General features: G+C 74.5%; 15 protein-coding genes and 1 riboswitch. Of the genes, 6 read left to right on the forward strand and 9 right to left on the reverse strand.

All coding sequences use genetic code 11. The features are described 5' to 3' along the window. The first annotated feature begins 26 nt into the window (after positions 1–26). A complete protein-coding gene (locus GA0070606_RS14335; protein WP_091099403.1) occupies positions 27–788 on the forward strand; it encodes a VOC family protein in 762 nt (253 codons plus the stop codon). Here GA0070606_RS14335 and GA0070606_RS14340 read toward each other — a convergent pair. The 4 genes from GA0070606_RS14340 to GA0070606_RS14355 form a co-directional block, all read right to left on the reverse strand. Next, the gene (locus GA0070606_RS14340) at positions 717–1,667 is read right to left on the reverse strand and encodes an ABC transporter ATP-binding protein (RefSeq protein WP_091099406.1); all 951 of its coding nucleotides are present in this window, start codon (positions 1,665–1,667) and stop codon (positions 717–719) included. The genes GA0070606_RS14335 and GA0070606_RS14340 overlap by 72 nt on opposite strands. Then, positions 1,664–2,767, reverse strand: coding sequence for a FecCD family ABC transporter permease (locus GA0070606_RS14345; protein WP_091099410.1), 1,104 nt, complete (start codon positions 2,765–2,767; stop codon positions 1,664–1,666). Before GA0070606_RS14345 ends, GA0070606_RS14340 begins: the two co-directional genes overlap by 4 nt. 13 nt (positions 2,768–2,780) lie before the next feature. Next, the gene (locus tag GA0070606_RS14350) at positions 2,781–3,719 is read right to left on the reverse strand and encodes an ABC transporter substrate-binding protein (RefSeq protein WP_091099414.1); all 939 of its coding nucleotides are present in this window, start codon (positions 3,717–3,719) and stop codon (positions 2,781–2,783) included. A 110-nt stretch (positions 3,720–3,829) separates the two neighbouring features. Then, positions 3,830–3,912, reverse strand: a riboswitch (cobalamin riboswitch). Positions 3,913–4,079: 167 nt separating this feature from the next. Beyond that, positions 4,080–5,963 (reverse strand): M14 family metallopeptidase, encoded by a 1,884-nt coding sequence (locus tag GA0070606_RS14355; protein ID WP_091099417.1) that lies wholly within the window; start codon positions 5,961–5,963, stop codon positions 4,080–4,082. 211 nt (positions 5,964–6,174) lie between these two features. Between GA0070606_RS14355 and GA0070606_RS14360 the strand changes: the two genes are divergently transcribed. Continuing rightward, the gene (locus GA0070606_RS14360) at positions 6,175–7,530 is read left to right on the forward strand and encodes a peptidase C39 family protein (protein WP_091099420.1); all 1,356 of its coding nucleotides are present in this window, start codon (positions 6,175–6,177) and stop codon (positions 7,528–7,530) included. A 71-nt stretch (positions 7,531–7,601) separates the two neighbouring features. On the opposite strand, the gene GA0070606_RS14365 is transcribed toward GA0070606_RS14360, so the two are convergent. From GA0070606_RS14365 to mqnE, 3 genes are read right to left on the reverse strand one after another with little or no spacing between them, the layout of a single operon-like run. Further along, positions 7,602–7,877 carry a DUF4229 domain-containing protein gene (locus GA0070606_RS14365; RefSeq protein WP_091107724.1) on the reverse strand — a complete coding sequence of 92 codons (276 nt, stop codon included), beginning with the start codon at positions 7,875–7,877 and terminating at the stop codon, positions 7,602–7,604. Between the two features lie 46 nt (positions 7,878–7,923). Further along, the gene (locus tag GA0070606_RS14370; RefSeq protein WP_091099423.1) at positions 7,924–8,346 is read right to left on the reverse strand and encodes a hypothetical protein; all 423 of its coding nucleotides are present in this window, start codon (positions 8,344–8,346) and stop codon (positions 7,924–7,926) included. A gap of 23 nt (positions 8,347–8,369) precedes the next feature. Next, positions 8,370–9,539 carry an aminofutalosine synthase MqnE gene (gene mqnE / locus GA0070606_RS14375; protein WP_091099427.1) on the reverse strand — a complete coding sequence of 390 codons (1,170 nt, stop codon included), beginning with the start codon at positions 9,537–9,539 and terminating at the stop codon, positions 8,370–8,372. Positions 9,540–9,781: 242 nt separating this feature from the next. Between mqnE and GA0070606_RS14380 the strand changes: the two genes are divergently transcribed. From GA0070606_RS14380 to GA0070606_RS14395, 4 genes are all read left to right on the forward strand, one after another. Continuing rightward, entirely contained in the window at positions 9,782–11,383 is a 1,602-nt protein-coding gene (locus GA0070606_RS14380) for a C40 family peptidase (protein ID WP_091099430.1), read from the forward strand. A 166-nt stretch (positions 11,384–11,549) separates the two neighbouring features. Then, entirely contained in the window at positions 11,550–13,058 is a 1,509-nt protein-coding gene (locus GA0070606_RS33705; RefSeq protein WP_176737322.1) for a hypothetical protein, read from the forward strand. A 197-nt stretch (positions 13,059–13,255) separates the two neighbouring features. Continuing rightward, positions 13,256–15,145 (forward strand): DEAD/DEAH box helicase, encoded by a 1,890-nt coding sequence (locus GA0070606_RS14390; RefSeq protein ID WP_425413049.1) that lies wholly within the window; start codon positions 13,256–13,258, stop codon positions 15,143–15,145. Positions 15,146–15,254: 109 nt separating this feature from the next. After that, positions 15,255–15,875, forward strand: coding sequence for a putative glycolipid-binding domain-containing protein (locus tag GA0070606_RS14395; RefSeq protein ID WP_091107730.1), 621 nt, complete (start codon positions 15,255–15,257; stop codon positions 15,873–15,875). A gap of 12 nt (positions 15,876–15,887) precedes the next feature. Here the strand turns inward: GA0070606_RS14395 and cds1 are convergent, their stop codons facing one another. Both cds1 and GA0070606_RS14405 read right to left on the reverse strand, forming a co-directional pair. After that, positions 15,888–16,979, reverse strand: coding sequence for an L-cysteine desulfhydrase Cds1 (gene cds1 / locus GA0070606_RS14400; protein WP_091099433.1), 1,092 nt, complete (start codon positions 16,977–16,979; stop codon positions 15,888–15,890). Between the two features lie 22 nt (positions 16,980–17,001). After that, positions 17,002–17,829, reverse strand: coding sequence for an SDR family NAD(P)-dependent oxidoreductase (locus tag GA0070606_RS14405; protein WP_091099434.1), 828 nt, complete (start codon positions 17,827–17,829; stop codon positions 17,002–17,004). Positions 17,830–17,876: the final 47 nt, after the last annotated feature.

A 17,876-nucleotide genomic window follows, 5' to 3' on the forward strand; every position in this document is an offset into this window, starting at 1 on the left:
GCCGCCCCCCGCCGAGAGGGGTCGACGTGAGCACCGTCCCGCCGGGCACACCCTGCTGGGCCGACCTCGCCACCCCCGGTCTCGCCGACGCGCGGCGGTTCTATCCGGAGCTGTTCGGGTGGACGGGCCGCATCGACCCCGAGCCCGAGGCGGGCGGCTACACGGTGTTCCTGCTCGGCGGCCGGGCGGTGGCGGGCGCGGGCCCGCCGGCCGTCCCCGACCAGGTGCCGATCTGGTCGACGTACGTGGCGACCGACGACGCGGACCTCGTGGCCGGGCGGGTCGAGCGGGCCGGCGGGCAGGTGGTGGTGCCGCCGTTCGAGGTCTTCGACCGGGGACGGATGGCGGTCTTCGCCGACCCGGCCGGGGCCGCCTTCAGCGTCTGGCAGCCGATGACGATGCCCGGGGCCGAGGTGTTCGACACCCCGGGCGCGCTCACCTGGACCGAGCTGGTCACCCCCGACCCGGAGGGCGCGAAGGTCTTCTACGAGCTGGTCTTCGGCTGGCACCCGGACGACCAGCCGGCGGGCGGGGTCACCTACACCGGCTGGCGGCTCGGCACCCGCATCGTGGCCGGCATGGTGCCGCCGCTGGGCGACGGGTTCCCGGCGGACACGCCCGCGTACTGGTCGGTGTGGTTCGCGGTGGCCGACGCCGACGCGGCCGCCGCCCGCGCCGCCGAGCTGGGCGGCACCATCCTGGTCCCGCCCCAGGAGTCACCGGCCGGCCGCTTCGCGGCCCTCCGCGACCCCCACGGGGCCCTCTTCAACGTCCTCACCCGCCCCTGATCCGGGCCGGCGGGGGCGGACGGGGACCACCAGGGGGCCGTGGTCGCCGTCGACCACCCGGACGGTGGCGCGGTACCAGGTGGCGAGGAGCTGCTCGGTGAGCACCTCGCGCGGGGTGCCGGCAGCGACCACCCGGCCGTCGGCGAGGAGCACCATGCGGTCGGCGTACTCGCCGGCGATGGAGAGGTCGTGCATGGTGGCGAGGACGGTCAGGCCGTGCTCGCGGCGGAGCCGGTCGACCAGCTCCAGCACCTCCTGCTGGTGGCCGATGTCCAGGGCGCTGGTCGGCTCGTCGAGCAGCAGCAGGGTCGCGCCCTGGGCCAGGGCCCGGGCCAGGAAGACGCGTTGCCGCTCGCCACCGGAGAGGGTCGCCAGCTCCCGGTCCCGGAAGCCGGTCAGGTCCAGCCCGTCGAGCACGTCGTACGCGGCGACCAGGTCGGCGGCGGACTCCCGGCCCAGGGGCGCGATGAAGGGGGTGCGGCCCAGCAGCACGTAGTCGAGCACCGACATGCCGGCCGGCACGACCGGGGACTGGGCCACGGTCGCCACCACCCGGGCCCGGTCGCGGCGGCGCAGCGCCTCGCTCGGCGTACCGAAGAGGGAGATGGCGCCCGGCGCGGGCAGCAGGCCGCCGACGGCGCGCAGCAGGGTCGACTTCCCGGCGCCGTTCGGGCCGATCACGGTGACCCACTCGCCCGCCGCCACGGTCAGGTCGACGCCGCCGAGGACGGGCGTGCCGTCGAGGCGGACGTGCAGGTCGCGCACCTCGACGGCGGGGACGGCGGGCCCGCCGCTCCGGCCGGCGACCGCCGGCTGCGGGTGCGGTGCCCGTCGCGCGCCCGCCGCGGGCCGGGGCGCCGGCGCACGTCGCGGGCTCATCCGAGCACCCGCCGGGAGGTGCGCAGGACCAGGACGAAGAACGGGCCGCCGAGCAGGGCGGTGACCACGCCGATCGGCACCTCCGCCGGGGCGGCGGCGGTGCGCGCGACCACGTCGGTCAGGGCCAGGAACGCGCCGCCGAAGAGAAGCGAGAGCGGCAGGATCACCCGGTAGCTGGACCCGGCGAGCAGCCGCACGGTGTGCGGCACGATGATCCCGACGAAGCCGATCAGGCCGGAGGCGGAGACCGCGGCGGCGGTGCCGAGCGAGGCGGCGACGATCAGCAGGTACCGGGAGCGCTGCGGGTGCAGGCCGAGGCCGGTCGCCTCGTCGTCACCCACCGAGAGCACGTCCAGCTCGCGCCGGTGCAGCAGCACGACCAGGGCGGTGACCAGGAAGTACGGCAGCACCAGCCGGACGTCGTGCCAGCCGGCGGTGGCGAGCCGCCCGAGCAGCCACGAGTAGACCTGCTGGATGCTGTCGGAGTTGCGTTGCAGCAGGTAGGTCTGCCCGGCGGAGAGGAACGCGGAGACGGCCACCCCGGCCAGGATCAGCGTCGCCGTGGAGCGACCGCGCCCGCCGGAGACGCCCAGCAGGTAGGTCATCGCCACCGCCCCGAGCGCGCCGACGAACGCGGCCAGCGGGATGGTGATCGGCAGGCCGGTCAGCGCGCCGGCCTTCCCGGCGCCGAGGGTGATCACGGCCGTGACCGCGAGCCCGGCCCCGGCGGCCACGCCGAGCAGGTACGGGTCGGCCAGCGGGTTGCGGAACACGCCCTGGTAGCAGCCGCCGGCCAGGGCGAGCAGCCCGCCGACCAGCAGGCCGAGCACCACCCGGGGCAGCCGCAGCTCGGTGACGATGGCGACCTCCCGCTCGGTCAGCCCGCTGTCGACGCGTACCCCGGGGATGAGGTTGAGCAGCTCGGCCGCGACGCTGCCCGGCGGCAGGCTGACCGGGCCGAGCGACACCCCCGCGACGAGGGCGACGAGCACGGCGGCGACGCCGGCGAGGAGCCAGCCCGGCCGGAGCCCGGCGGGCCGGGACGCGCGCGGCGTCCCGGCCCGCCGGGTGGCGGGCGCCTTCTCCAGCGCCCTGGTCATCGCCGGGCGCGGGTCACGCCGGCACCTTGGCGGTGGCGTCGACGATCGCCTTGAGCAGGTCGACCACGCGGGGCCCCCAACGGGACGCGATGTCGTCGTCGAGGGCGACGATCTGGTTGTTCCTGACCGCGGTGACGCCCGCCCAGCCGGCGCGCGCCTTGACCGTGTCCGCGCTCTGCTGGCAGCACTTGGTGTCGGCGAGGAAGATGAAGTCCGGGTCCGCCTTGACGATCACCTCCTGCGACAGCTGCGGGTAGCCGCCGTTCTTGCCGTCGGCGTCGGACGGGTCGGCGATGTTCTCCAGGCCGGCCATCGCGTAGAGCGAGCCGATGAAGGTCTTGCTGGTGGCGGTGTACAGCTCCGGGCCCAGCTCGTGGTAATAGGTCAGCTTCTCGGCGCGCTTCGGCAGGTCGGCGACCAGCTTGGCGATGTCGTCCTTCATCCGTTTGGTCACGTCGGCCGCCTCGGTGGCGTGGCCGGTGAGCGCGCCCAGCTCGGTGATCTGCCGGTAGGTGTCGTCCAGCGTGGTCGCCGCGGGGGTGAGGTAGACCGGGATCTTCAGCGTGGTGAGCTGCTCGACGATCTTGTTGCGGTCGTCGGAGATCACCACCAGGTCGGGGCTCTTGCCGGCGATCGCCTCGGCGTTCGGGGAGAAGCCCGAGAGGTCGGTCTTCGGGGCGTCCGCCGGGTGGTTCGAGTTGTCGTCGACGGCGGTGACCTGCTTGCCGGCGCCGATGGCGAAGAGCATCTCGGTGGCCGACGGCGCCAGCGACACGATCTTCTCGGGCCGCTTGTCGAGCGTGAGCTTGCCGACGGTGACCGGGAAGGCGGCCGTCGCGGAGCTGCCGCCGCCGGCGGCGGGTGTGTCGGAGGTCTTCTCGGCGCAGGCGCCGAGCGCGAGCGCGGCGACCGCGAGGGTCGCGGCGAAGAGCCGGGGGGTACGTCTGGACATCTGTCCTCCTGTCGGTCGAGGAGCGTGGTGCTTCGCCGACAGGGACCGGTGCGCCCGTCCGCGAGGCGCCCTTCCTCGAGAGCGCGAGTCGCGACCACTGACGCAGGCGACCTGGCTCGTCCCCGCCGCGCTCGGCCTCGGCCGGGCGTGGTGGGGCATCACAGTTGCGGGACAGCGCCGGATTCGCACCGGCTTCGCTGCTAGCGGTCGGTAGAACGGTAGCGCACGCCCCGGACGTGCCTCGACGATCCAGGTCGCATCGCCGCTCGTTGATCGACAACAGCGGCGATATGCCCTGGATCGACGGACCGTGCGGAGTGGGTGGGGCCCCGCCGGGGGCGGGACGGGGCCCCACCCGGGTCAGGAACTGGTGATGGTGACGTTGTCCACAGCCGCCTCGACCAGGCTCGCGCCCGAGGCGTCCGCCGCCTCGACGAGGATCCGCACCGACTGGCCGGCGTACGGGGTGAGGTTGGCGTTCGTCACCGCCCAGGCGCCGTTGCGGTTGGTGGCCGCGCCGGACTGGGTGAACAGGGCCGTGGTGCCGCCGTTGTGCACCACGCTGACCCGGAGGTAGTCGGCGGACGAGGCGTTCGAGCCGTGCGCCAGGTACCAGGCCAGCGAGAGCGTCAGCGTGCCCGAGGCCGGCAGGGTCACCGCCGGCGACCGGGCGCTGGTCACCCCGCCGTCGATGTCGTAGTCACCGGCCGAGGTGCCGGCCAGCCGTCCGGTCACCAGGTCGTTGCTGCCGCCGTACGGGGCGAGCTGCTTGGCGCCGCTGGAGGTGGTCGCCTGGGCGGCGCCCCGCTCCCACGCCCCGGTGGTCGCGGTGTCGGTGCCGTTCGGGTTGATCGTCCAGCCGGTGGCCGTCTCGAAGGTGTCCGACCAGACCGTGGTGCCGCCGCCGCCACCGCCGCAGTACTGCGCCTCCTTGCCGATCGCCCGGTACGGGCAGTCGGCGTACTCGCTGAGCAGCAGGACCGCCTCCCGGTTGCGCGACGTCTGGGCGGGGATCACCTCGTCGGGCGGGTAGAAGCCGCCACCGCCGGCCGAACCGGGGTACATCTCGAAGGTGTACGCCCAGATGCCGTGCTGGCCCCACATCCAGTCGATGCTGTCGCCGTCGGTGATGTAGAGGTCGCTGGACTGCTGCGGGGTGTAGCCGTTGGTGTTCGCCATCTGCTGGCCCAGGGTGGCGAAGGTGTTGTACTGGTCCGTCGTCATCCCCGGCGCGGTGTTGTTGTACGTGTAGCCGAACGGCCAGAGCACCAGCTCCGAGTACGTGTGGAAGTCGATGTTGGCCTTGATCTGCTGGGTGCCGCCGACGACCCGGCTGTTGACGAAGTTGCGCAGCGCCGCGGTCTCCGGGGCGGAGAACGCCGACGGGCCCCGGTAGGTGTCCGACGAGGTCGAGCCGGACGAGCCGCCGCAGCAGCCCCACTGGTAGGACCAGTTGCGGTTCAGGTCGGTGCCGACGTACGACGAGCCGCTGTTCGGCTGCCGGTTCTTGCGCCAGGACCGGTAGGAGCCGGTGGCGATGTCGTACTCGCTGCCGTCCGGGTTGACCGTGGGCACGATCCAGATCTCCCGGGTGTTCACGATGTTGGTGACCCGGGAGTCGCTGCCGTAGCTGTCGGTGAAGAGGTTGAGCAGGTAGATCGCCATCTCGACGGTCAGGTGCTCGCGGGCGTGCTGCTGCGAGTTGAACAGGATCTCCGGCTCGCTCTCGTCGGTGGCGACGTTGTCGGAGATCTTCACCGCCATCAGGTCCCGGCCCTCGTACGAGGAGCCGATGCTGATCTTCCGGGCGATCGACGGGTGGTCGGCTACCACCTTGTTCACCACGGCGGTCAGCTCGGCGTAGTCGTGGTAGTTGGAGTCGGCCGGCGGGAAGGCGGCGGTGCCGACGTCCCCCTCGGCGTGGTCGTGCCCGTCGGCGGACGGGGCGGCGACCGCCTCCAGCCGGAAGCCGAGCCGGGTGATCGCCGCCGCCTCGGCGGGGGTGGCCGAGACGTTCAGGACGCCGTGCTCGACATGGTCGATGGCGGCGCCGGTGCCGGCGACGGCGGTGCGGTCGGCCACCGTACGCGGGCCGAGCACCCGGTAGGACGTGGCCGCGGAGTCGGCCGCGTGCTCCGGCGCGGGCCGGGCGGCGGCCGGCGCCGCGGCGACCGTGAGCAGGCCGAATCCGGCTGCTACGGCGATCGCCAGGCGGCGGCGGAGGGTGGTGTTGCGGAAGGCCATGGACAACCTCCTCGGGGGGCGGGAGGAGATCCCGCTCGGTGGAGGACACTCCACCACGCTCACATGGTCATATCAACATTCATCGCTATCCAGTTGCATGCCATCCTGATCCTCACGTCGGCAAGGATTTTCCATAGTTGGACCTATAGCGAAAGTTCCTTCCGGGCGGGACACTGACCCGCAACGATCCGTCCGTCCCTGCGGAGGACCCATGGCCCGAACCCGCCTGCGCACGGCCGCCCTCGCGGCCGCCACCGCGCTCACCCTTCTCGGCACCGCGACGCCCGCCGTCGCGGCGCCCGTCACGGCCCCGTCGACCACCCGCCCGGTGGTCCACGACGAGCAGATCACCTTCCAGGACTGGTCCCGCCACCCCGACTGGCGTCGCGGCACCCACGCCGGCACGAAGGCCGTTCCCGGCCTCCGGCCCGGCGTCACGCTGGCCACGCCGCTCGGCACCACCGACTACACCGACCCGCACACCGGCGTGACCCGGAGCTGGGAGTACGCGACCTGGACCTCCCCGGTCACCCAGGTCGGGTTCGACGCCACCGAGCTCATCGCCTCGTGGAACGCGAACACCCCGGCCGGCACCTGGATCCAAGTGGAGATGCAGGGCACCTACAACACCGGCGTCCAGACCAAGTGGTACGTCATGGGGCGCTGGGCCTCCGGCGACGCCGACATCAAGCGGACCAGCGTCAACCGGCAGGGCGACCCCTGGTCGACCATCTGGACCGACACGTTCAGCATCGACGACGCCTCGGTCGGGGTGCTGCTGCGTGCCTACCAGCTGCGGCTCACCCTCTACCGCGCGCCGGGCCAGAAGGCCTCGCCGGTCGTGCACACGCTGGGCGCGATGAGCTCCAACGTGCCGGACCGGTTCACCGTCACCCCGAGCGCCGGCGGCATCGCCTGGGACAGGGAACTCGCCGTGCCGCGCTACTCGCAGAACATCCACACCGGCCACTACCCCGAGTACGACGGCGGCGGCCAGGCCTGGTGCTCCCCCACCTCCACCACCATGGTCATCGAGTACTGGGGCCGCAAGGCCTCCGAGGAGGACACCTCCTGGGTCGACCCGACCTACCCGGACCCGACGGTCAACCACGCCGCCCGGATGGTCTACGACTACCAGTACGACGGCGCCGGCAACTGGCCGTTCAACACCGCGTACGCGGCCAGCTTCCCCGGGCTGGAGGCGCGGGTCACCCGGCTGCACTCGCTGGACGAGGTGGAACGCTTCATCGCCGCCGGCATCCCGGTGGTGACCAGCCAGTCCTTCCTGGCCAGCGAGCTGGACGGGGCGGGCTACGGCACCTCGGGGCACCTGTTCGTGGTCGTCGGCTTCACCGCCGAGGGCGACGTGATCGTCAACGACCCCGCCTCGTCGAGCAACGACGCGGTGCGCAACGTCTACCCGCGCGAGCAGTTCGAGCAGATCTGGCTGCGCACCAAGCGGATCAACGCCAACGGCGGCGTCTCCGGTGGCTCCGGCGGCGTCGTCTACCTGATCAAGCCCGACCGGATGCCGTGGCCGCACGTGCCCGGCTCCACCAACTGGTGACCTGACCGCCCGACGTCACCGATCGAGGGGCTCGCGCCTCCCGGGTCCGCCCCGGGGGCGCGGGCCTCTCGTCACTTCTCGGCGGCGGGGCCGTCCGGGTCCTGGTCGTCGCCGGCGAGGGCCGAGCGCAGCCGCTCCTTCTCCGCGCGACGACGCTCGGCGGCCTCGGCCATCTCCACGGCCATCTCGTCCCGCCAGCCCTTGAGCAGGAAGAACGAGGCGGCGGCCGAGAAGGCCAGCGCCAGCATCAGCTTGACGAAGAGATTCATGTCGACCAGCCAGAGGGCCGCCAGCACGGCGACGAACAGCCCGATCCGGCCCAGCGTGTACTTGACCGCCGCGCTCACGTTCCGCACTCCGTTTCTCCGCCTCCGGGGTGGCCCCGGTGCGGGTTCAGCCCGTCCGGCGGGCCAGCCAGTGGACGCCGTGGAACCAGACCACCGCGTACGCGAGGGTGAGGGCCGCCGCGCCCAGCCCGCCGGAGGCCAGCGGCGGAAGCCCGGCGGCCAGGCCGGCCACCACCAGCCCCGCGACCAGCCCCACGGCGCCGGCCGCGAGCCCCGCCACCACCCGGGCCGCCCCGAACTCCCAGGCCCGGAAGTCGTCCCAGAACAGCCAGGCCGGCAGGATCACCGCCAGCCACCCGTTGGCCCGCCCGAAGTCGCCGCTGCCGACCAGCGCGAAGGCCCAGTCGAACAGCAGCACCGCCAGCAGGCCGACGACCAGCCCGGCCAGGCTCACCCCGAGCAGGTCGCCCAGGGTGAGGATGCGCCCCTCGGCGTCGCGCCGGGGGAACCCGCTCCGCTGCTCGGTCATGGCCTACGAGGGTACGTGCCGGCTCAGGCCCAGACCTGCTGCGGCTCGGCGCGCCGCTCCGCCAGGGACGGGGCGGCGTCGTACTCGCGGACCACCTCGTAGCGGGTGTTCCGCTCGACGGGGCGGAAGCCGGCGTCCCAGATCAGGTGCAGCAGGTCGTCACGGTGCATCGTGTTCGGGGTGCCGTACGAGTCGGCGTCGTGGGTGATCTTGTATTCGACGACCGAGCCGTCCAGGTCGTCCACGCCGAAGTTGAGCGAGAGCTGGGCGACCGACAGCCCGTGCATCACCCAGAAGCACTTCACGTGCGGGACGTTGTCGAAGAGCAGCCGGGAGACCGCGAAGGTCTTGAGCGACTCGGCCGGCGAGGCCATCGTCGTGCGGGCCTGGATCCGGTTACGGATCTTGCCGTCGGCCGAGTCGACGAAGTCGTGCTGGTAGCGCAGCGGGATGAAGACCACGAAGCCGCCGGTCTCGTCCTGCAGCTCGCGCAGCCGCAGCACGTGGTCGACCCGGTGCCGGGGCTCCTCGATGTGGCCGTAGAGCATGGTCGACGGCGTCTTCATGCCCTTGCTGTGCGCCAGCCGGTGGATGCGCGACCAATCCTCCCAGTGGCAGGCGTGGTCGACGATGTGCTGGCGGACCTCCCAGTCGAAGATCTCCGCGCCGCCGCCGGTCAGCGACTCCAGGCCGGCGTCCATCAGCTCGTCGAGGATCTCGTCGGCGGTCAGGCCGCTGATCTTCTCGAACCACTGCACCTCGGTCGCGGTGAACGCCTTGAGCTTGACGTTCGGCAGCGCCGCCTTCAGCTCGCGGAGCACCTTCGGGTAGTAGCGCCAGGGCAGCGTGGGGTGCAGGCCGTTGACGATGTGCAGCTCGGTGAGCTGCTCGTCCTCCATCTCCTTGGCCTTGCGGACCGCCTCGTCGATGCGCATCGTGTAGGCGTCCTTCTCGCCCGGCTTGCGCTGGAACGAGCAGTACGCGCACGAGGCGGAACAGACGTTGGTCAGGTTGAGGTGCCGGTTGACGTTGAACATCACCCGGTCGCCGTTGAGCTCCGTACGCCTGTGGTGGGCCAGCCGCCCCAGCCACGTCAGGTCGTCGCTGTCGTAGAGGGCGATGCCGTCCTCGCGGGTCAGCCGCTCGCCCGCGTACACCTTCGCTTCGAGCTCACGCTTGAGTCCGGCGTCCATCGAAAGCCACGTCCCTTCCACCTGCGGTAGGAATCGAGCGTACGTCGGGCCGCCGACGTCCCCGCAGCACGGTCGACCCCCGTGCCCTCGCTCACCGAACTCTCAGTCTCCCGTAACCCGTCGATCCATCGACATGGCTGCCTGGGTGAGGTAAGACAGGATGGGACGTTCGACACACACTGGTAGCGTCCTCACGGCCGCGCCCATCCGGCGCGGCGACACCACGCCGGACGGGGAGCGGAATGGTCGACAGCGGGCGCGGGCGACGGCAGCGACGACGGAGCCCGGTGATCTCGCCGGTGCTGCGCCCGGCGCTCTGGTCCGCCCTGCTCGGAGCCGTCGCCGCCACGGTCCTCGCCAACCCGGTCCAGGCCGACCCGGCCCTGCCCTCGAGCGTCCCCGACAGCGGGTCCCGCCCGGTCGTCACCGGATCGCTCCAGCTGCCCGGCGGAGCGCCGGGCAGCGGTGTGCCGGGCCTCGTGGGCGCGCCCGGCAGCACCGTCCTGCCGGGCGGCAGCCTGGTCAACGGCCCGCTCGGCGCCCAGATCTACGCCGCCGAGGCCCAGGTCGGGCAGCTGCGCGACCAACTGCTCCTGCTGCTGCAGAAGCGCACCGAGGCGGAGACCCAGCGGGCCACCGCCGAGCGCGACCTCGCGCTCGCCAGGGAGGCGCTGGCCCGCGCCCAGGAGGGCGCCGACGTCGCCGCCGCGGGCGCGTTCAAGGCCGCCGCCGCCCTCCCCCCCGGCGAGTTCGCCAACGACCTGCACGAGCTGAGCCGGCTCGCCCGCATCGTCCGGGGCGAGAAGGCCGAGGGCGGCACCACCGCCGCCGAGGGCGAGCTGTCCCGCGCCCGCACCGGCGAGCAGGCGGCCAACCAGGCGATGGTGTCGGCCGAGTCCCGGCTCAAGGGCGCCCAGACGGAATACGCGGCCGGCGAGAAGTCCCTACGCGACGCCGAGGCCAAGCTCGCGAAGCTGCGCCGCGACAACGCCGCCCAGCTCGTCGAGCTGGAACGCCAGCAGGAGGCCCTCGACCAGCAGCTCGGCGCCGACTACCTCGGCAACGAGACCGCGAACGGGCTGGCCGCCCACCCGACCGCACTGAAGGCCGTGGCCTACGCCAAGGCGCAGCTCGGCGACCCCTACCTGTGGGCCGCCGAGGGGCCGGACCGGTTCGACTGCTCCGGCCTGATCTACGCCGCGTACCGGCACGCGGGCTACTACGGGCTGCCCCGGGTCTCCCGGGACCAGTACTACGCCACCCGCTCCCGCACCGTGTCCCGCTCCGCGCTGCTCCCCGGCGACCTGGTCTTCTTCGCGTCCGGCACGAGCTGGACGACGATCCACCACATGGGCATGTACGTCGGCGGCGGAAAGATGATCCACGCGCCGACCACGGGCGACGTCGTCAAGATCTCCCCGGTGCGCTGGTCCCGCCTCTACGCGGCGACCCGCGTGATCGGGGCGGTGCCCGCGCCGACCAGCACCCCGTCGCCCACGCCGACGCAGAGCACGTCGCCCACGCCGAAGCCGACGGGCAGCGCCAAGCCGACCGCGAAGCCCACGTCGCCGTCGCCGAGCCCGTCGACCTCGCCGTCGACCTCGCCCTCGGCGTCGCCCAGCGGGTCGCCGTCGCCCAGCACGTCGCCCACGCCCAGCACGTCACCGTCGCCGTCCCCGATCGAGTCGTCCGGGTCGCCGTCGGCGAGCCGCTCCGCCTCGTCGGCGCCGAGCGCCACGTCGGGCGCTGTGGTGCCGAGCGCCACGTCGGGCGCTGTGGCGCCGACCACGGCGGCGGGCAGTGCCGACCCGACGGGCAGCACCTCGGCGAGCACCGGTAGCTGACCGGGGCGGTCGGCCCCCGCCCGGCGCGCCGACGCCGGTCCGCGCCGACCATCGGCCCGCTACGCACTCCGGCTGTGCCGCACGGCCGGAATGTGGCACGGTGACAGTCAGACACGTCCGGTCCGACGCCGCGGACCCGGGCGCGAGCGTGGCGCGGAGGGCGAGCATGGCCGAGCATGAGGTTCCGGGGGAGCCGGTCGACCAGGGATCCACGCCCCCCGACCGGAGTCACGCCGGGTCCGCGCAGCCCTCGGCGTCCGGCGGGTCCGTCGCGACCGCGGCCGACGACGGGTCCGCGTCGGGCGCCGGCTCCGCGGGCCCGTCGGGGTCGTCGACCGAGCCGCCCGCCGACGACGTACGCCGGCAGCCCGCCCGGGGTCGGGTGAGCGTGGCCACCGCCACCGCTCCCGGCGACGGGGAGGCGCCGCCGCCGGCCCGCCCGACCGCCGGCACCACCTACCGTGCCACGGATGCGAGCGCCCCGGCCGGTGGCGTCCCCGAGCAGCGCGGCACCGCCGCGGCCCGGGCCAGCGCCGCCGTGCCCGGGATGCGGCGGGTCTCCGCCGACGAGGCGGCGGCCATCCGGTCACGCACCGGCGAGGCCCGGGTCTACGGGGCTGCGCCGGTCAATCCGGAGCCGCCGGAGCCCGCCCAGCCGCCGGAGCCGGCGCAGCCGCCCAAGCCGCCGGTCCCGGAGCCCGAGCCGGCGCCGGCCCCCGTGCCGCCGGTGCCCGGACCGACCCCGCCGTCGCCGAACCCGCCGGTCCCGAACCCGACCCCGCCGCTCCCCGTTCCCCACCCGCCCGGCCCGGTGCCGCCCCGCCCGACGCCCCCGGGTCCGGTGCCGCCCGTGCCGGGTCCGCCGGCGCCGCCTCCCGGACCACCTGTGCCCGCACCGCCACCCCCGCCGGGTCCGATGCCGGCACCGCCGTTCCCGCCGCCGCCCGCGACGGCCCCGACCTCGTCGGGGGCGCCCGCGAGCGCGCCGGTCTCCGCGCCCCCGCCGGCCCCCGCGCCGCCGTTCCCCACGCCGCAGGTCTCCGCGCCGCCGGCCGTCTCGCCGCAGGTCTCCGCGCCGCCGGCCAGCGCCGTGCCGCCGTTCCCCGCTCCGCCGGTCTCCGGGCCCCCGCCGGCCTCCGCGCCGCCGTTCCCCGCGCCGCAGGTCTCCGCGCCGCCGGCAGCCTCGCCGTTCTCCGCGCCGCCGGCCGCCGCGCCGCCCGTGCCCGCCCCCGCCCTGCCGACGTGGCCGCCGTCGACCAGCCCGGGCGACCGCCGGCCGGGCGGCGCCGAGCCGGCCACGGCTCCCTGGGAGGCGCGCCGGTCGACCGGGCGGCCGGCCGACGCGGTTTCGGGCGGGCGGTCCGACGGCACCCCCGCAGGCCGCTACGACGGCGGGCCCGACCTCGGCACGATCTACGGCGCCGGCACGGACGGCCCGGGCTTCGCCACGGTCGCGTTCCCGGCCAACAACCCCCTGGAGAACTCCGGGTCGCTGACCGGGCACATCCTGGCCCAGGGCTGGACGGAGACCCCCACCGAGGAGCGGTCCAGCACCACCAAGGTGGTGATCGTCCTGGCCACCTCGCTGGGTCTGCTCGTGGCGATCAGCGTGCTGATCGTCCTGCTCGCCACCGACACCGTGGGCGGGCTGGTGGGCGGCGCCCTGACCGGGTGAGCCGCCCGGCGACGGCCATGGTGAGCCCGCCCACTACCGATCCGTGGTGCGGTGGCGGGTTCGCCACGTCGCCGTACACTGGTGACGATCACTGACCCGGCGCGCCGTGCGCGCCCATGGGCGATCTTGCGGGCGATTCGGCGGCGTTCAGCTGCGGCAGGCCATCGCGAAGATGCGCCCCGCTCGAAAGGCATTTCTTGACCACGTTTGCTGAACCCAGCACGTTTCCGCCCGCCCTCCAGAGCCTCGACGCGCAGGCCGCCGAGCGGGACACCAGCCCGCAGGGCCCGGCCGCGCCGGTGACGGCCGAGGCCACCGACTTCGCCGCGCTGGGGTTGCCCCAGCCGCTGGTCCGCGCGCTCGCCCGGCAGGGCATCACCGCCCCCTTCGAGATCCAGCGCGCCACCGTGCCGGACGCGCTCGCCGGCCGCGACGTCCTCGGCCGGGGCCAGACCGGTTCCGGCAAGACCCTGGCCTTCGGCCTGCCGCTGCTGGCCCGGGTGGCCGACGGCGAGCGGGCCCGGCCGCTGCACCCGCGGGCCCTGGTCCTGGTGCCGACCCGCGAACTCGCCATGCAGGTCAACGACGCGCTGCTGCCGCTCGGCAAGGCCGTCGGAGTCTTCCTCAAGACCGCCGTCGGCGGCGTGCCGTACGACCGGCAGATCGACGCCCTGCGGCGCGGCGTGGAGATCGTCGTGGCCACTCCCGGCCGGCTGGGTGACCTGATCGCCCGGGGCGTCTGCAACCTGGACGACGTCGAGGTGACCGTGCTCGACGAGGCCGACCAGATGGCCGACATGGGCTTCCTGCCCGAGGTCACCGAGTTGCTGGCGAAGACGACGGCGGGCACCCAGCGGCTGCTCTTCTCGGCCACCCTGGACGGTGACGTCGACGCGCTGGTCAAGCGGTTCATGACCGACCCGGTGACCCACTCGACCGCGCCGTCCACCGCCTCGGTGTCCACGATGGACCACCACATGCTGCTGATCCCGCCGCACGACAAGTTCTCGGTGGCGGCGTCCATCGCGGCCCGCGACGGGCGGACCATGGTCTTCGCCCGCACCCAGCTCGGCGTGGACCGGCTGGTCGAGCAGCTCGCCGCGGTCGGCGTACGCGCGGGTGGGCTGCACGGCGGCAAGACCCAGCGGATGCGTACCCGCACGCTGGCCGAGTTCCGCGAGGGCCGGATGAACGTCCTGGTCGCCACAGACGTGGCGGCCCGGGGCATCCACGTCGACGGCGTCTCGCTGGTGCTGCACGTCGACCCGCCGAAGGACCCGAAGGACTACCTGCACCGTGCGGGGCGTACCGCCCGGGCCGGTGAGTCGGGCGCGGTCGCCACGCTGGTGCTGCCGAAGCAGCGCCGCACGACCCTCGCCATGCTGGAGAAGGCCGGCGTCGCGCCGGCGGAGACCCGGGTGCGGGCCGGCGACCCGGCGTTGGCCGAGCTGACCGGCGCCCGCGAGCCGAGCGGCGTCCCGGTCCGCAACGAGCCCGAGGAGCCGCGCCGGCACGGCGACCGGCCGGGCGGCGCGCGCCGCTTCGGCGACCGCGACGCCCGGGGCGAGCGCCGCCACGGCGACCGACCCACCGAGGGACGCGGCTACGGCGAGCGCCGCTACGGCGACCGACCCACCGAGGGACGCGGCTACGGCGAGCGCCGCTACGGCGACCGGCCCACCGACGGCCGGGGCTACGGCGAGCGCCGCTACGGCGACCGGCCCACCGACGGCCGGGGCTACGGCGAGCGCCGCTACGGCGACCGGCCCACCGAGGGACGCGGCCACGGCGAGCGCGGCTTCGCCGACCGGGGCGAGCGCCGCCACGGCGACCGGCCCTACGGCGACCGCCCGCAGGGCGAGCGCCGCTACGGCGACCGACCCACCGACGGCCGGAGCTACGGCGACCGACCCCAGGGCGAGCGCCGCTACGGCGACCGACCCACCGAGGGACGCGGCCACGGCGAGCGCGGCGAGCGGCGCTTCGGCGACCGGGGCGGTTTCCGGCCCGAGGGCCGGGGACGCGACGACCGGCCGCGCGACGACCGGCGGGGCTTCGGCGGGCGGCCGCCGGCCCGTACCCACTGATCACGAGCGGCCGACCGGAACGCCGCCGTGGAGCACGTGCTCCACGGCGGCGTTTCCGCATCCCCTGCCGGTGTCGGTCCGGTCGCGTAACGTCCGGCTCATGCCGACCATGCCGAAGTCGCTCTTCTGGACCCGGACGGACACCGCCGGCAGCGAGCACGCGCTGCTCGACGACGGCCGAGGGCTGACGGCCCGGGGCACGCTCACCGCCGTCGACCCGGTGCCCTACACCTGCCGCTACCAGCTCGCCACCGACCCGGAGTGGGTCACCACCCGGGTGGAGGTCGAGGTGGAGGGCTCGGGGTGGCTGCGGAGCGTACGCCTGGAACGGGCCGGCGACCGGTGGCGGGTGACCACCGGCGAGCAGGGTGACCTGGACGCGGCGCTGCGGGCCGCCGGCCACCCGCCCACCGGGTTGGCCGGCACCGACGACCCGGACCGGCTGACCGAGGCGCTGGACGTCGACCTCGGCGGTTCGCCGCTGTTCAACGCCCTGCCGGTGCGCCGCCTCGGGTTGCCCCGGGCGACGGCCGACACGCCGCACCGGATCGCCGTGGCCTGGGTGCTGGTGCCCAGCCTGATGGTGGTGCCCGCCGAGCAGGTCTACACGCCGCTCGGTCCTGGTCGGGTCCGCTTCACCAGCGACACGTTCACCGCCGACGTCGACCTCGACGCCGAGGGCTACGTAATGCGCTACCCGGGGCTGGCCGAGCGCGTCGACCCGCGCTGACCCGCCGAGGCGTCAGGCTGGCCAGGCGCCGTCGGCGAGGAAGCGCTCGATCGTCGCGAGGTGCGGCTCCAGGTCGAGCCCCTGGGCGGCCACCCAGCCGTCGGCGTAGTAGGTGTCGGCGTAGCGGTCGCCGGCGTCGCAGATCAGGGTGACCACCGAGCCGGTGCGGCCCTCGGCGAGCATCTCCGCGATCAGCCCGAACGCGCCCCACAGGTTGGTGCCGGTCGAGCCGCCCACCCGGCGGCCGAGCACGGCCGAGCCGGCGCGCATGGCGGCCAGTGAGGCGGCGTCGGGCACCTGGACCATCCGGTCCACCACCGAGGGCAGGAACGACGCCTCCACGGTCGGCCGGCCGATCCCCTCGATCCGGGAGCCGCGCCCGGTGCGGACCGACCAGTCGGCGGCCTGCCAGGCGGGATAGAACGCGGAGTTCTCCGGGTCGACCACGCAGAGCTTGGTGGGCAGCCGCCGGTAGCGGGCGTACCGGCCGATGGTGGCGCTGGTGCCCCCGGTGCCGGCGCCGACCACGATCCAGGTCGGCACGGGATGCCGTTCCAGCGCGAGCTGCGCGTAGATCGACTCGGCGATGTTGTTGTTGCCCCGCCAGTCGGTGGCCCGCTCGGCGAAGGTGAACTGGTCCATGAAGTGGCCGCCGGAGTCCTCCGCCAGCCAGCGGGCCTCGACGACCACCTTGGCCGGGTCGTCGACGAGGTGGCAGCGCCCGCCCTGGAACTCGATCTGGGCGATCTTCTCCGGCGACGTGGAGGCCGGCATCACCGCGATGAACGGCAGGCCCAGCATCCGCGCGAAGTAGGCCTCCGAGACCGCCGTGGAGCCGGAGGACGCCTCCACGATCGTGGTCTCCGGGCCGATCCAGCCGTTGCACAGCCCGTAGAGGAAGAGCGAGCGCGCCAGCCGGTGCTTGAGCGAGCCGGTGGGGTGCACCGACTCGTCCTTGAGGTAGAGGTCGATCCCCCAGGCGCGGGGTAGCGGGAACGGCAGCAGGTGGGTGTCGGCGGACCGGTTGGCGTCCGCCTCGACGGTGGCGATCGCCTCGGTCACCCAGCGCCGGCTGGCCTCGTCGCACCGGTCGAGATGAGTCACGCCCGAAACCTAGCAAGCCCGGTCAGCGCGGCCCGGCTCCGGCCCGGCGGCGCTGGCGGCGCTGGCCCGCCCGCCCGGCGGCGAGGATCAGCGGGGCGAGCCGCACCGCCGCGCCGGGCAGCGCGTCGAGCAGCCGTACCTGCGCGCCGCGCCAGCGCGGGACGCTGACCACGGGGCGGGGCCGGCGAGCCAGCCGCGCGGCCCGGCGGGCCACCCGCTCGGGGCTCAGCAGCGTCCCGGTGAAGGAGGCCGCGGCATTCGCGTCGTCCAGCCGGCCGTGCAGCATCGGCGTCCAGATCCCGTCCGGGCACAGGCACGAGACGTGTACGCCCCGGTGCCCGGCCAGCCGCAGGTCGGCGAGGGTGCCGATGCTGAAGGCGATCAGCGCGTGCTTGCTGGCCGCGTAGACGGTCTCGCCGGGAGCGGCCACCAGCCCGGCCAGCGAGACGACGTTGACCACGTGCCCGTGCCCCCGGGCCCGCATGACGGCCAGCGCGGCGAGGGTGCCGTTCATCGCGCCGAGGGTGTTCACCTCGACCATCCTGCGGCGGGTGGCCGCGTCGTGCTCCCAGGAGGGGCCGGTGACCAGGATGCCGGCGTTGTTCACCCAGAGGCCGAGGCCGCCCCGCCCGGCCGCCTCGGCGGCGACGGCGGCGCAGGCGTCCTCGTCGCGGACGTCGAGCGGCCGGGACCAGCCGCCCAGCGGCGCGGCGGCGTCGGCCACCGCCCCGGCGTCGAGGTCGGTGAGGAGCACCTGCCAGCCGTCGGCGTGCAACGCGGCGGCGATGGCCCGGCCGAGACCGCCGGCGGCGCCGGTGACCACTGCCGCCCCGGGAGCGGGCTTCGTCATCGGCGCACGCTATCCCCGCCCGGGCGGCGCGCGCCAGAGCCGGGCGG

The sequence above is a fragment of the Micromonospora citrea genome, from assembly GCF_900090315.1.
Taxonomy (GTDB): Bacteria; Actinomycetota; Actinomycetes; order Mycobacteriales; family Micromonosporaceae; genus Micromonospora; species Micromonospora citrea.

Excerpts from the sequence above, each read along its gene's own strand:
- GA0070606_RS14360 (WP_091099420.1), top strand. The coding sequence starts at position 6,175 with ATGGCCCGAACCCGCCTGCGCACGGCCGCCCTCGCGGCCGCCACCGCG.
- GA0070606_RS14370 (WP_091099423.1), bottom strand. The coding sequence starts at position 8,346 with ATGACCGAGCAGCGGAGCGGGTTCCCCCGGCGCGACGCCGAGGGGCGC.
- GA0070606_RS14345 (WP_091099410.1), bottom strand. The coding sequence starts at position 2,767 with ATGACCAGGGCGCTGGAGAAGGCGCCCGCCACCCGGCGGGCCGGGACG.
- GA0070606_RS14350 (WP_091099414.1), bottom strand. The coding sequence starts at position 3,719 with ATGTCCAGACGTACCCCCCGGCTCTTCGCCGCGACCCTCGCGGTCGCC.
- GA0070606_RS14380 (WP_091099430.1), top strand. The coding sequence starts at position 9,782 with ATGGTCGACAGCGGGCGCGGGCGACGGCAGCGACGACGGAGCCCGGTG.
- GA0070606_RS14340 (WP_091099406.1), bottom strand. The coding sequence starts at position 1,667 with ATGAGCCCGCGACGTGCGCCGGCGCCCCGGCCCGCGGCGGGCGCGCGA.
- GA0070606_RS33705 (WP_176737322.1), top strand. The coding sequence starts at position 11,550 with ATGGCCGAGCATGAGGTTCCGGGGGAGCCGGTCGACCAGGGATCCACG.
- GA0070606_RS14405 (WP_091099434.1), bottom strand. The coding sequence starts at position 17,829 with ATGACGAAGCCCGCTCCCGGGGCGGCAGTGGTCACCGGCGCCGCCGGC.
- GA0070606_RS14395 (WP_091107730.1), top strand. The coding sequence starts at position 15,255 with ATGCCGAAGTCGCTCTTCTGGACCCGGACGGACACCGCCGGCAGCGAG.
- mqnE (WP_091099427.1), bottom strand. The coding sequence starts at position 9,539 with ATGGACGCCGGACTCAAGCGTGAGCTCGAAGCGAAGGTGTACGCGGGC.
- GA0070606_RS14355 (WP_091099417.1), bottom strand. The coding sequence starts at position 5,963 with ATGGCCTTCCGCAACACCACCCTCCGCCGCCGCCTGGCGATCGCCGTA.